Source organism: Staphylococcus sp. HMSC056G08 (assembly GCF_001812305.1).
GTDB lineage: Bacteria > Bacillota > Bacilli > Staphylococcales > Staphylococcaceae > Staphylococcus > Staphylococcus simulans.
The window spans coordinates 1-12482 of sequence record NZ_KV808415.1; the positions used below are offsets into that span (position 1 = coordinate 1).

The 12482-nt window shown below is 35.4% G+C and carries 13 protein-coding genes and 1 other RNA gene; 10 read left to right on the forward strand and 4 right to left on the reverse strand.

Annotated elements, in window-relative coordinates; translation table 11 throughout:
• Nucleotides 1–136 precede the first annotated feature (136 nt).
• The 6 genes from HMPREF2846_RS00050 to ssrA all read left to right on the forward strand — a co-directional run bounded on the left by HMPREF2846_RS00050 (nt 137) and on the right by ssrA (nt 5210).
• On the forward strand, nt 137–604 hold the full coding sequence (locus HMPREF2846_RS00050) for a hypothetical protein (RefSeq protein WP_002481571.1): 468 nt from the start codon (nt 137–139) through the stop codon (nt 602–604).
• 88 nt (nt 605–692) lie between these two features.
• Nucleotides 693–929, forward strand: coding sequence for a preprotein translocase subunit SecG (gene secG / locus HMPREF2846_RS00055; RefSeq protein ID WP_002481572.1), 237 nt, complete (start codon nt 693–695; stop codon nt 927–929).
• A 93-nt stretch (nt 930–1022) separates the two neighbouring features.
• Nucleotides 1023–1763, forward strand: a complete 741-nt coding sequence (locus HMPREF2846_RS00060; RefSeq protein WP_023015362.1) for an alpha/beta hydrolase — start codon at nt 1023–1025, stop codon at nt 1761–1763.
• 43 nt (nt 1764–1806) lie between these two features.
• On the forward strand, nt 1807–4170 hold the full coding sequence (gene rnr, locus HMPREF2846_RS00065; protein ID WP_070625122.1) for a ribonuclease R: 2364 nt from the start codon (nt 1807–1809) through the stop codon (nt 4168–4170).
• Nucleotides 4171–4233: 63 nt separating this feature from the next.
• Nucleotides 4234–4704, forward strand: coding sequence for an SsrA-binding protein SmpB (gene smpB / locus HMPREF2846_RS00070; RefSeq protein WP_070625124.1), 471 nt, complete (start codon nt 4234–4236; stop codon nt 4702–4704).
• A 145-nt stretch (nt 4705–4849) separates the two neighbouring features.
• Nucleotides 4850–5210: a transfer-messenger RNA gene (gene ssrA, locus HMPREF2846_RS00075) on the forward strand.
• 104 nt (nt 5211–5314) lie between these two features.
• Here the strand turns inward: ssrA and HMPREF2846_RS00080 are convergent.
• Nucleotides 5315–6004, reverse strand: coding sequence for a DUF4352 domain-containing protein (locus HMPREF2846_RS00080; RefSeq protein ID WP_023015361.1), 690 nt, complete (start codon nt 6002–6004; stop codon nt 5315–5317).
• Nucleotides 6005–6423: 419 nt separating this feature from the next.
• On the opposite strand from HMPREF2846_RS00080, the gene HMPREF2846_RS00085 reads away from it, so the two are divergent.
• The gene (locus HMPREF2846_RS00085; RefSeq protein WP_256273940.1) at nt 6424–7056 is read left to right on the forward strand and encodes a flavin reductase family protein; all 633 of its coding nucleotides are present in this window, start codon (nt 6424–6426) and stop codon (nt 7054–7056) included.
• A 68-nt stretch (nt 7057–7124) separates the two neighbouring features.
• On the opposite strand, the gene HMPREF2846_RS00090 is transcribed toward HMPREF2846_RS00085, so the two are convergent.
• Nucleotides 7125–7937, reverse strand: coding sequence for an oxidoreductase (locus tag HMPREF2846_RS00090; protein ID WP_070625126.1), 813 nt, complete (start codon nt 7935–7937; stop codon nt 7125–7127).
• A 362-nt stretch (nt 7938–8299) separates the two neighbouring features.
• On the opposite strand from HMPREF2846_RS00090, the gene HMPREF2846_RS00095 reads away from it, so the two are divergent.
• Nucleotides 8300–8503: a cold-shock protein gene (locus HMPREF2846_RS00095; RefSeq protein ID WP_002481579.1), complete on the forward strand. Its 204-nt coding sequence runs from the start codon at nt 8300–8302 to the stop codon at nt 8501–8503.
• A gap of 74 nt (nt 8504–8577) precedes the next feature.
• Here HMPREF2846_RS00095 and HMPREF2846_RS00100 read toward each other — a convergent pair whose 3' ends face one another.
• Both HMPREF2846_RS00100 and HMPREF2846_RS00105 read right to left on the reverse strand, forming a co-directional pair.
• The gene (locus tag HMPREF2846_RS00100; protein WP_070625128.1) at nt 8578–9324 is read right to left on the reverse strand and encodes a hypothetical protein; all 747 of its coding nucleotides are present in this window, start codon (nt 9322–9324) and stop codon (nt 8578–8580) included.
• Between the two features lie 118 nt (nt 9325–9442).
• A complete protein-coding gene (locus HMPREF2846_RS00105) occupies nt 9443–10747 on the reverse strand; it encodes a TrkH family potassium uptake protein (protein WP_002481582.1) in 1305 nt (434 codons plus the stop codon).
• A gap of 217 nt (nt 10748–10964) precedes the next feature.
• Here HMPREF2846_RS00105 and HMPREF2846_RS00110 point away from each other — a divergent pair, with 217 nt between their 5' ends.
• Together HMPREF2846_RS00110 and HMPREF2846_RS00115 are read left to right on the forward strand one after the other, a co-directional pair.
• A complete protein-coding gene (locus HMPREF2846_RS00110) occupies nt 10965–11546 on the forward strand; it encodes a LemA family protein (RefSeq protein WP_002481583.1) in 582 nt (193 codons plus the stop codon).
• Complete coding sequence (locus HMPREF2846_RS00115; RefSeq protein ID WP_070625130.1) at nt 11543–12406, forward strand: TPM domain-containing protein; 864 nt, start codon at nt 11543–11545, stop codon at nt 12404–12406. Before HMPREF2846_RS00110 ends, HMPREF2846_RS00115 begins: the two co-directional genes overlap by 4 nt.
• Nucleotides 12407–12482 lie beyond the last annotated feature (76 nt).

Here is a 12482-nt window from a genome sequence, read left to right on the forward strand (position 1 = left end):
GATTATCACCAGTCCTAAATAGTATAGAGCCTTTCTTTTTTGCTTTCTAATGCAGACACTCCCGCTCATGTTCAAGAACTGATATAATGAAAAACAATGGAAGTATTCTAAAGGCATGAAGGAGTTTGAAAAAATCATGGATACTGAAAACAATAAAGTAATGCGTGCAAAAAAATCGGGTAGATTTATAGCATATGCTTCACTCTTTTTAGCAATGATGTACGGCACATACATTTTTGTAGTGTTGGATAAAAGTGTTATTACAGACTTATTGACTTCTCATCAGATTGATGCAACGAAAAACGCAGTCGGAAATTTCTTAAATAGTTATCGCTTAACAGGAATTATGTATTTATTGGCTTATTTATGTGGATTGATCGCAATTTGGAATCAACACCCTTATTTATGGTGGTTCTTATTTGCGGTTTATATTTCACAAACATTCTTTACAGCAGTAAACGCAGGCCCAATCTTACAAAGTATCGTCCATGTGAAATCATTCTATATGACATTACCATTATGGATTACACTAGCAGGATCGTTAATTTTAGCGCTGTATATGTTGATTATTTCTATCAAACGAAAAAGTACTTTCAATCGATAGAATCCTCAGTGTGTTATGAATTGAATTTGATAAATAGACACCTAACGTGTTATAATTGCTAGGTATATTATGAATGGAGGAGTAAAGCATGCACATTTTGTTGACAGTTTTATTAGTTATAGACTGTATCGCATTAATCACAGTTGTGTTACTCCAAGAAAGCAAAAGCAATGGACTTTCAGGAGCCATCAGCGGGGGCGCTGAACAGCTCTTTGGTGGAAAACAGAAACAACGCGGCGTGGATTTATTCTTAAACCGTGTCACAATTGTCTTATCTATTGTGTTTTTCGTTTTAATGCTCGCAATTACTTATCTCAATATGTAAATGTAAGGTCCGACAATGTTAAAGTCGGGCTTTTTTCATTATAATGGTAATTGTGTATTGTATATTTAGAAAGAGATGAAGGGATTGAACGACATGCAGATTAAATTGCCTAAACCGTTCTTCTTTGAAGAAGGTAATAGAGCAGTGTTATTATTACATGGATTTACAGGGAATTCATCAGACGTGCGCCAATTAGGCCGTTTCTTACAAAAGAAAGGTTATACTTCTTATGCGCCGCAATATGAGGGACATGCAGCGCCGCCGGAAGAGATTTTACAATCTAGTCCGCATGTTTGGTTTAAAGATGCGTTAGATGGCTATGATTTCTTAAAATCTAAAGGCTATGATGAAATTGCGGTAGCCGGCTTATCCTTAGGTGGAGATTTTGCTTTGAAATTAAGCTTAAATAGAGATGTAGAGGGTATTGTAACCATGTGTGCGCCTATGTTTATTAAGACAGAAGGCTCAATGTACGAAGGTGTCTTAGAGTATGCACGCAACTTTAAGAAATACCAAGGAAAAGATCAAGAGACGATTGATCGAGAAATGGAAGCTTTCCAACCTACAGGTACATTAAAAGAATTACAACAAACAATTCAAAATGTCAGAGATCATGTAGATGAAGTCATGGATCCATTATTAGTCATTCAAGCTGAAAAAGATGACATGATTAATCCTGATTCAGCAAATGTGATTTATGAAGAAGCATCTTCTGACGAAAAAGATATTAAATGGTATGCCGATTCAGGGCATGTAATTACCATTGATAAAGAAAAAGAACAAGTCTTTGAAGATATTTATGAGTTTTTAGAAGGACTTGATTGGTCTGAATAAGACGAATCAAAAAATATAAATAAGAAAGAAAGGAGGGGGCATCATGGATTTAAAACAATCTGTCACAGAAATTATAAAACAACCTGATTATGAACCCATGTCAGTTTCAGATTTCCAAGACCGTTTAGGTTTAGATAATGCCGACTCATTTAGAGATTTAATAAAGGTGTTAGTTGAACTGGAACAATCAGGTTTAGTTGAACGAACAAAAACAGACCGCTACAAAAGAAAGGGTAATCAAAAAAATATGAAAGATAACTTAGTAAAAGGAACGTTAAGCCAAAACAAAAAAGGGTTTGCTTTCCTTAGACCTGAAGACGAAGATATGGAAGATATCTTTATTCCACCGACAAAAATCAACCGTGCGATGGATGGCGATACTGTTATTTTAGAAGTACAGCCCTCACGCGGAGATTTCAAAGGTAAAGTCGAAGGTGAAGTCAAATCTATTGAAAAACACTCAATCACACAAGTGGTAGGAACTTATACAGAAGGCCGTCACTTTGGATTTGTGATTCCTGATGACAAACGTATTATGCAGGATATCTTTATCCCTAAAGGTCAAAGTTTAGGTGCTGTTGAAGGCCATAAAGTGTTAGTTCAAATTTCTAAATATGCTGAAGGAAATGATAATCCTGAAGGTCATGTGTCTGCGATTTTAGGACATAAAAATGATCCAGGTGTAGATATTCTATCTATCATTTATCAACACGGTATTGAAATTGAATTCCCTGATGAAGTCTTAAAAGAAGCGGAAGCTGTACCAGAATATATAGAACCGTCAGAATTAGAAGGACGTAAAGATTTACGTGATGAATTGACGATTACAATTGATGGTGCAGATGCGAAGGACTTAGATGATGCGATTGCGCTTAAGAAATTGAAGAATGGTAATACGCAATTGACAGTCAGCATTGCGGATGTCAGCCACTATGTAAAAGAAGATTCAGCATTAGATAAAGAAGCGTATGATCGTGGAACAAGTGTTTACTTAGTAGACCGCGTTATTCCAATGATTCCACACCGTTTGAGTAATGGTATTTGTTCATTGAATCCTAATGTTGACCGTTTAACATTAAGCTGTCGTATGGAAATTAATTCAGATGGTAAAGTTGTTAAACATGAAATCTTTGATAGTGTCATTCAATCTGATCATCGTATGACATATGATGAAGTCAACCAAATCATCACTGATCATGATGAAAATGTGCGTGCACAATACCCAGATGTGACACCGATGTTAGACTTAGCAAAAGAATTAAGTGAAACATTAATTCAAATGCGTAAACGTCGTGGTGAAATCGACTTCGATATTGATGAAGCGCAAGTGATTGTTAATGAAGAAGGAATTCCAGTAGATGTGAAGATGCGTGAACGTGGTGAAGGTGAACGTTTAATTGAATCATTCATGTTAGCAGCGAACGAAACAGTCGCTGAACATTTCAATAAAATGGAAGTACCCTTTATCTATCGTGTCCACGAACAACCTAAATCAGATCGCTTAACGCAATTCTTCGAGTTTATTACGAACTTCGGTATTCTAGTAAGAGGCACAGGAGAAGATGTATCTCCAAGTACGCTTCAAGAAATTCATGAGAAAGTAAAAGGTCTTCCAGAACAAACGGTTGTATCTACAATGATGTTACGCTCAATGCAACAGGCACGTTATGAAGATGTGAACTTAGGTCACTTCGGCTTATCTGCAGATTATTATACGCACTTTACATCGCCAATTCGTCGTTATCCTGACTTAGTAGTACATCGTTTAATCCGCAAGTACTTGATTGAAGATTCAATGAGCGGCAAAGAACTTCGCAAATGGGAAGACAAATTGCCGGAAATTGCGGAACATACGTCTAATCGTGAACGTCGTGCTATCGAAGCAGAACGTGATACAGATGAACTTAAGAAAGCAGAGTTCATGCTTCAACATATTGGTGAAGAATTTGAAGGTATTGTCAGCTCAGTCGCGAACTTTGGTATGTTCGTAGAATTACCGAATACTGTTGAAGGTATGGTTCATGTATCAAGTATGACAGACGATTATTATCAATTCGCTGAAGGTCAAATGGCAATGATTGGTGAACGTACAGGTAATGTTTTCCGTATCGGTGATACAGTGAAGATTAAAGTCGTCAACGTAGATGTTGATCAACGTATGATTGATTTCCAAATCGTAGGTATGCCTGAACCAAGACGTAGAAAATCAAATGAACGTCCTGCACGTGGCACAACGATTCAAACGAAAACACGTGGTAAAAGCTTAGGCGGCGACAAGAAAAAAGGTAAGAAGAAACAGCGTAAAGGTAAAAACCAACGTAATCGTGATAAACAAAAGGACACGAACCACAAACCGTTTTACAAAAGTAAAAAGGTAAAACAAAAAGCGCGTAAAAAGAAAAAATAAGAGATATTGAGTGGGATGGCCGCTCCTCTCTTTTTATAAAATTTTCAACAAGAGGTGAACACGATGTCGAAGAAGAAGAAAAAGTCTCTTGGTACTTTAGCGGAGAATCGTAAAGCCAGACATGACTATAATGTAGAAGATACGATTGAAGCGGGCATTGTGTTAAAAGGTACAGAGATTAAATCGATTCGTCGTGGCAGCGCAAACTTAAAAGATAGTTTCGCTCAAGTAAAAAATGGTGAAATTTACGTTCATAATATGCATATTGCGCCATACGAAGAAGCCAATCGATTTAATCACGATCCAGTGCGACCAAGAAAATTACTCTTACACAAAAGAGAAATTGAAAAATTAGGCACACGTACAAGAGAAATCGGTTATTCGATTATCCCATTAAAACTGTATCTGAAACATGGTGTATGTAAAATGTTGATTGGCGTCGCAAGAGGTAAGAAGAAATATGACAAACGTCAAGATCTTAAAGATAAAGCAATTAAACGCGACATGCAGCGTGCGATGAAAGATCGTTATTAAGGGAAAGCAGGTTAAACCTGCTTCCCGCATTCTTAGTTTATTTGAAAATCATTTATAAACAATTATATTGATTACTAAATGTATATTTGATATGATAAAGAGTGCTATTGGATTCTAGTGAATAGAATCTATTTAATATTATTTCGGGGGCGTTTTGGATTCGACAGGGGTCCCCAGAGCTTATTAAGCGTGTCGGAGGGTTGTCTCCGTCATCAACACACACAGTTTATAATAACTGGCAAAACAAACAATAATTTAGCAGTAGCTGCCTAATCGCACTCTGCATCACCTAACAGCATCGCCTATGTGCTGTTAACGTGATTCAACTTTAGTAGGATACGCTAGGCACTGCTGTTCGAAGTCTGTCTAGAAGAGATTAATCGAACTAGCATGATGTTGGCTGTCTATTTCCTACCATCATGTGAAATTTGAATAATAGACTACACACGTAGAAAGATTTGTATCAGGATCCTTGGACGCGGGTTCAAATCCCGCCGCCTCCATACATAAGCCTTTAACCATTGCGGTTAGAGGCTTTTATTTTTGGTTGCTACAGAAAAAAGAACGGTGAGAAATTCACCGTTCCTAAATTGTTTTAGAACATAGACATTTATTTTAATTCGATTTTTGCTGTTTCTGTTCCCCAAAAACCAGACTGTACTTGCAATACTAAATTATCTTTTTCAGCAATACTAGGTGCTACATCAAATACAAGTTTTGCATTTTTTGTACTTTCGGGATTGATTTTGTCACCAATAAAACCTAAATCATCAGGCGATACAGCTTGGTTTGCAGTGATTGTTGCAGAACCATCAGCTTCAAATGTTTTTTTATCGCTTAAAAGTTTAAAGAACGAATCGGTAATGTCTACAGCTTTATCTCCGTTATTTTTAACTGTAATATCTAATACTATGAATTTGCCTTTTGCATTATTTGTCATTACATCTCCAACTTGATCTACAATGGCTTTATTAGTTACATTGAACTCCATTTTTCCGACTTTAACAACTTCGTTCATTTTATTCGATGATTTTGTTTCTGGTTTTTTATCATCTTTTTTTGCCTCTTGTTTATCTGATTTTTGTTCTGTTTTAGTCTTGCTTGTGTTATTGTTAGTCGGTGTCTTATTAGTCATCATATTAACCACACTTATTGCAACTAACACAGTAATCAAGATTTTTACCCATAACTTCCAGTTTTTCTTAAACTTCCACATTAGGAATAATCCTACTGGGAATACAAATAATAGCATTAAAATTGTGAACCAAGTTGACTGATACCACTTTTCTTTTTCTTTCATGTTGATTCCTCCTGATGTTGTTTTTTTAATTAAGCGTAAGAAAACTCAGTTATCAATCTTAGATTTTATGAATCAAGTAAAGTTAAATACAATGTCCGCTTATTTATCAATGTAAATAAGTAGTTAGTATCTAAAAAATTGCTGTCTTCATATAGAATCGAAGAGATAATAGATAACTAAATAGTGCAATACAGTTACCTTAATTATTTTATAACCTTTAAATTATATCACTTTAATCTTTGTTTTTAACAAAACGGGCTAAATAATTTTAAAAAAATTGAGGTGACTGTCAAAAAAGTGTCATGAAAATATCACTAAAATATTTTAATATTAATCTTTGTGAACTGAATTAAATGACTTGTTCATGTATAAGTCCTTAAGATTTATGATGGTGCAGAAATATTATAGAATGTATGAATATGAATGAGAAAGGTGATATGAGTATGTATATAAATCCAAAAGACTTAGAAACAGGAAATATGTATAAAATGTTGATAGGTACAGTGACACCTAGACCAATTGCTTTTGTCACTTCACAAGATGAGAAAGGTAATGTAAATGCAGCGCCCTTTGCATTCTTTAATGTAGTGTGTCCTGAACCGCCGATGCTGATGATATCTGTAGGTAAAGATAATGGAGAACTTAAAAATACAAGTGCAAACATTCTAAGTACTAAAGAATTTGTGGTGCATATTGTAGATGAAGATATCGTAAAAGATGTAGTGAAAACAGGCGATAATTATGAGGCTGATGTAAATGAGTTAGACATGACTGATCTTACAACAACTGATTCTAAAGTTGTGAATGTACCTAGTGTGAAAGAAGCCAAAGTTCGATATGAATGTGAATTAGTTCATCATTTAGAATTAGGAGATGAACAAAAAGGAACAGACATGCTTGTAGGACAAATAAAGTCAATTTACATTGATGATGAAATTTATGATGTAGATAAAGCTTATGTGGATGTTGAAAAATTAAATCCAATTACACGTGTAGTAGGTAGTCATTATGTAAGAATTGGTGAGCCTGTAGAAGATTTATTAGATAAATAAAAGCCGCTATTTGTATAAAAAGGTCTAACATTGATGGATGAATTTTATCAATGTTAGACCTTTCTTTTTTAACTTAAGCGTCTAGCAATGTGATCAAAGAGTCTTGCTGGTAAAATGGCATGTAAGAAAACAAGAGGTTTTGCGCCCATACCGATTAAATAACGTGCTTTAGGTTTCTTTTTTGAAGCGGCCTTTAAAATAGTATCGGCAATAATTTTAGGGTTTGAAAGTAAATTAGAATTATATTGTTTGTGCATACCTTCTGCTGCTTTAAGTGCTGCTTTTTCATATGCGCCACCTTTAGCTGATGCTGCTAATTGATCTGCTGCGATATGACCCCAATCAGTTTTGATGCCACCAGGTTCAATAATAGAAACTTCAATGCCAAATGGCTCAACTTCCATTCTTAAAGCATCACTGAAAGCTTCTAAAGCGTATTTAGTGGCATGATACCATGCGCCAAAGTATGAAGTGAAACGGCCACCCATCGAGGATATATTAATGATTTTCCCAGAATGTTGTTTACGCATATAGGGCAACACTAATTGAGTGAGTCGTGCTAAACCAAAAAGATTTACTTCAAATTGTTTTCTTGCTTCTGAAATTTCTACATCTTCTATAGCTCCGTACGAACCATAACCTGCATTATTAATGAGAATATCGATACGATTTTGTTCTGAAATCACTTGTTCAACAGTTTTTTGTATGGATGATTCATCTGTAATATCCATTTTTATTGCATGTATATTTTTTAAAGCGTTCAGTTTTTCTATTCTTCTACCAACTCCATAAACAGTGTATCCTTTATCAGCTAAAAGTTGTGCTGTTTGAAAACCAATTCCACTTGTTGCACCTGTAATTAATATGACTTGTTTGGTCATATCATCACTCCTTTTCTATTTAGTGAATTAATCATACCTGATTAATGAGAATTATGGAATTAAATTGCATTCTAATCAATTTTACTTGATTTATTATAGTTTTATAGGTTTCGTTTTCCATCATCTTAATGACAAATATTTGTGATTTTAATGATTATATTGTCTGAATAATTGTGGTATCTAAATTATTTTGAAGAAATGAGGCAAAAGGGTATACAAACCTAAATAATGGGTGTAGTATAGTACTTAAGTAATTGTTCGTGAAATTGATTTGCAGTTTTAATTCGTATGAATTTACTCCCATTGATTTTTATAAACAAGTTACAAATATTCGTGCAAAAGCACATACGGAGGATTTTTATATGAATAGTGGTACAGTTAAATGGTTTAACGCAGAAAAAGGTTTTGGATTTATCGAAAGAGAAGATGGTAACGACGTATTCGTACATTTCTCAGCTATCCAAGGCGAAGGTTACAAATCATTAGAAGAAGGCCAAAAAGTTGACTTCGACATCGTTGAAGGCGACCGTGGCGAACAAGCTGCAAACGTTGTAAAAATGTCATAATTTTTACCTAAACTGATTAAAATAGCACAACAATCTGAAAAGGTTGTTGTGCTGTTTTTTATTTACCTTCTTATTTATTGTTTGTAGTGATCGAATTTACCAGCTTCGATGTCTGCTTCTCTTCGTTCTATTTCATCATAAACTGCTTGTTGTTCAGCTTCATCACCATCATAGTATCCTTGTTCAATCGCATGTTTGGTTTGAATTTCAGCTGAAGATAATCCACCGTTATATTTTTTTCGTAAAGCATCGATATATTCTTCTTCTGTTTGCGCTGCATTGATTTCTGTATTTACATCTTCTGTTGGCTCCTCAGCTTGTGACTGTGCATTTTGATCATAGACAGATTGTTCAGTACCACTTTCTACACGAAGTGAGCTTTCATATGCGGCACTTGCAGGACCTTCTGTCACGTTGCCTTGTGGAATTACGCCATTCGCAACGGCACTATTATAAGCTTTGATCTTATCAATTTCTGCATAATTACCATAAATTACATTTTCTAAAGTTGGTCTGTCGGTGATATTGCTTAAATCAACTTGTTGGCTTTGTTGATTTTGTTGATTTTGTTTTTCTGCAGATGATTCATCTTTATTTTGCTGTTCAGTGTTTGCTTGTTGTTCGTCTTGCGTATTATTTTCTTTTTGTTGATTTTTGTCTGTTTGTTTTTTCTTTTCATTTTCTTCATTTTTAGATTGTGATTTGTCTTTCTTTTCAGTAGCTGCTTTGTCTTCGGTATCTTCTTTTGGTTTTTCATCATTTTGCCCGCATGCTGAAACGATTAATATACTCATGGCTAAGAGTGCAAATAACTTTTTCATTGAATCAACAACCTTTCTCTCTTTATGTGTATTACTTAACTATAGCCATCTTTCAGATGGTATGAAACCCTTTTCAAAATAAAAAAGACCTGTAAAAACAGGTCTAGTGGAGATTAGGTTATAAATAGATATTACCTTTTGCATATTGATAAAATCGTTTTTTGCTTGGGATGAAGAGTGCTAATACTGTGACAACACCTAATTTACCGCAAATCATCACAATAATAATGATGATTTTAGTTAATGTACCATATTCAGAAGTGAAGTTCATACTTAAGCCGACTGTACCAAAAGCAGATACGACTTCGAAGATGACTTTCATAAAAGGTGTTGTTTCATTTAATAGACTAACAATAAATGTGACGGTTAATACAAAGATAAAGCTGACTGTTGTGACCGCAATGGCTTTCGCAATTGTTTTAGGCTTGATTGTTCTGCTGAAGATAGTGGTATGGTCTTCATTACGTAAAGTACTATAAACAAACATAATCATAACAATGAAAGTTGTAACTTTAATCCCACCAGCAGCACTAAACGGCGCACCACCGATAAACATAAGTACCATCATCATTAATGCGGTAGGGGTATGAATTAATTCTAAGTCAACAGATTGGAAACCTGCTGTTCTTGTTGTGACGGATTGAAAGAATGAAGTCCCAAGCTTACCCCACATACTGAAAGGTTTTAAAGTATTGTTGAACTCTAATAAAAAGTAAAGCGCCATACCGCCAAAAATTAAGACTAATGTTGTTGAAAGCACAACTTTGGTATGTAGCTTTAGTTTATTTAATCTTCTAGTTTTTACTAAATCTGACATGACTACTGGTCCCAGTCCACCCATAATAATTAAAATGGGAATGACAAGCGTAACAACTGGATCATCATTAAATCCAATCATATTCTTAGAAAATAATGCAAATCCTGCATTATTAAAGGCTGAAACAGAAGTAAAGATGCTGATAAATAATCCTTTGCCGAAGCCATATCTAGGTACGAAAGATAAGGCAAGTAATAACATGCCTATAAATTCTGTAGACAAGCTATAGAGTGTTAGTTGTCGAATTAAACGAACCATTCCGCCTGGCTCATCAACATTCCAAGTGACCATGATTAATTTGCGTTCATGCATAGAAATTCTGCGATTCGCTATGATTAAAGTGAGTGTCGTAATGGTCACAATCCCTAAACCACCGATTTGAATTAAAAACATAATAATAAGGTCACCAAGCCAGTTGAATTGCGAAGTAATATCCACAGTTGATAGGCCAGTGACTGTAAATGCGCTTGATGCGACAAAGAATGCATCGATAAAAGATGTATATTGTTTACCAGTCCATGGCAAATATAATAACAGTGCACCTAGTAATGTCGTGCTCAGAAATAGTAATAAATAAACAGTTAAGGGTTTCTTTAGGAAAGCCACATAAACACCTTCTTTAATAGGGTAGATTTTGGTGTATATTTTAAATACAACTGTTATTATACATCCATTTTCTGTAATTGCATCTGTCAATTACCAAAAAATAAAAATTAATTTTTTGTAAAGATTTTAAAGGTTGATTGCAATCTTCAACTTTAGCCAGATAGGGTATCAATATTGTATAATTAAAATGAATAATTTTAAGCAAAAGGAGAAAAATATGAAGAAAATACTTACACCGCTTATTATTATCGGCATTGTTATTGTCATCATTGGAGTTACAATGATTGGCCCATATAATAAACTTGTCGGTATGGACGAAGATACGAATACAGCACTTTCAAACATCGATAACCAATTACAACGTCGTGTAGACTTAATTCCTAACCTTGTGAACACTGTTAAAGGTTACGCTAAGCATGAAGAAGATGTATTTAAACAAGTTTCTGATGCACGTAGTAAACTTGCAGGTGCATCAACACCAAAAGAGAAAGCGGAAGCTAATGGCGAAGTCAATTCTGCATTAAGCAGATTATTAGCTATCAGTGAAAATTATCCTGATTTAAAAGCAGATAAACAATTTACAGGGTTACGTGACGAGCTTGCAGGTACAGAAAATAGAATTGCAGTAGCACGAAATGATTACAATACATCTGTTAACAAATATAACCAAGCGATTCGCCATTTCCCAACAACCATTGTAGCTAAGCTATTCGGATTTGATAAGAAAGAATACTTTAAAGCCGAAAGTGGTGCAGACAAAGCACCTAAAGTTGATTTCGGCACTGACTCATCTCAATGATCAGAAAAAGTGCCAGCGTCTTAGCTGTCATATGGGTTGGGATATTACTCGTCGCACAAAGTATGTTTGCGGCATCAGATAAATTTCCGGAATTAGAACAACCTGTTTTTGTACAAGACCACGCAGATTTGATTACGAGCCAAGACAAAGATGAGATGGCTAAAAAAGGCCAAAAACTTCAAGACGGTACAGATTCAGACATTTTGGTGATGACCATGAAATCAATCGGACAAACACCAAAAGAAGATTATGCTTATCAAGCAGGCCGACATTATAAAGTCGGTGATCAAAAGCATAGTCGAGGCGTTGTAATTTTAGTCAATTTAGATAACGGCAATGAATATCAAAATCGTGGTATTCAAGTTGCGGTTGGCCGAGGGTTAGAAGGTGTCTTAAATGATGCTAAAGTCGGCGCATTGATTGATGATAACTTCATGCCTTATGCTGAAAAAGCAGGACAGACTGATAATAAAGAAAAACAAAAAGCATATTACAGTCAAGGCATCACACAACTTTATAATGCAATTTGGAAAGAAATAGCCAAAGCTTATGGCTATGATGGTGAAAAATTTACTGAAGATACACCTAAAGCGCAAAACCAATCAGAAGGTGATGGGCCATTCAGCTTATTTGGTATTATTTTTATTATTATCATTATCATTATCATCATTATTATCTCCATTAAAAATGGTGGCGGCGGACCTCCAAGAGGAGGCGGTCGCAGAAGAGATAATACAGGTACTTGGTGGGTCGGCACTGGAGGTTTTGGTGGCGGTTCATCAAGTGGCGGTGGTTTCAGCGGCGGCAGCTTCGGCGGAGGCGGCGGCTTCGGCGGCGGAGGTGCTGGACGCGGATTCTAACAACCGAATTGTATTTATCAGAAGCAGAGCATTTCGTGCTCTGCTCAGACTGTCGACAAAGTCCTACGGACTTGTC

Bases quoted from the DNA above. Each gene is read 5' to 3' on its own strand.
- HMPREF2846_RS00050 (WP_002481571.1), top strand. From the start codon at position 137: ATGGATACTGAAAACAATAAAGTAATGCGTGCAAAAAAATCGGGTAGA.
- secG (WP_002481572.1), top strand. From the start codon at position 693: ATGCACATTTTGTTGACAGTTTTATTAGTTATAGACTGTATCGCATTA.
- HMPREF2846_RS00060 (WP_023015362.1), top strand. From the start codon at position 1,023: ATGCAGATTAAATTGCCTAAACCGTTCTTCTTTGAAGAAGGTAATAGA.
- rnr (WP_070625122.1), top strand. From the start codon at position 1,807: ATGGATTTAAAACAATCTGTCACAGAAATTATAAAACAACCTGATTAT.
- smpB (WP_070625124.1), top strand. From the start codon at position 4,234: ATGTCGAAGAAGAAGAAAAAGTCTCTTGGTACTTTAGCGGAGAATCGT.
- HMPREF2846_RS00080 (WP_023015361.1), bottom strand. From the start codon at position 6,004: ATGAAAGAAAAAGAAAAGTGGTATCAGTCAACTTGGTTCACAATTTTA.
- HMPREF2846_RS00085 (WP_256273940.1), top strand. From the start codon at position 6,424: ATGAATGAGAAAGGTGATATGAGTATGTATATAAATCCAAAAGACTTA.
- HMPREF2846_RS00090 (WP_070625126.1), bottom strand. From the start codon at position 7,937: ATGACCAAACAAGTCATATTAATTACAGGTGCAACAAGTGGAATTGGT.
- HMPREF2846_RS00095 (WP_002481579.1), top strand. From the start codon at position 8,300: ATGAATAGTGGTACAGTTAAATGGTTTAACGCAGAAAAAGGTTTTGGA.
- HMPREF2846_RS00100 (WP_070625128.1), bottom strand. From the start codon at position 9,324: ATGAAAAAGTTATTTGCACTCTTAGCCATGAGTATATTAATCGTTTCA.
- HMPREF2846_RS00110 (WP_002481583.1), top strand. From the start codon at position 10,965: ATGAAGAAAATACTTACACCGCTTATTATTATCGGCATTGTTATTGTC.
- HMPREF2846_RS00115 (WP_070625130.1), top strand. From the start codon at position 11,543: ATGATCAGAAAAAGTGCCAGCGTCTTAGCTGTCATATGGGTTGGGATA.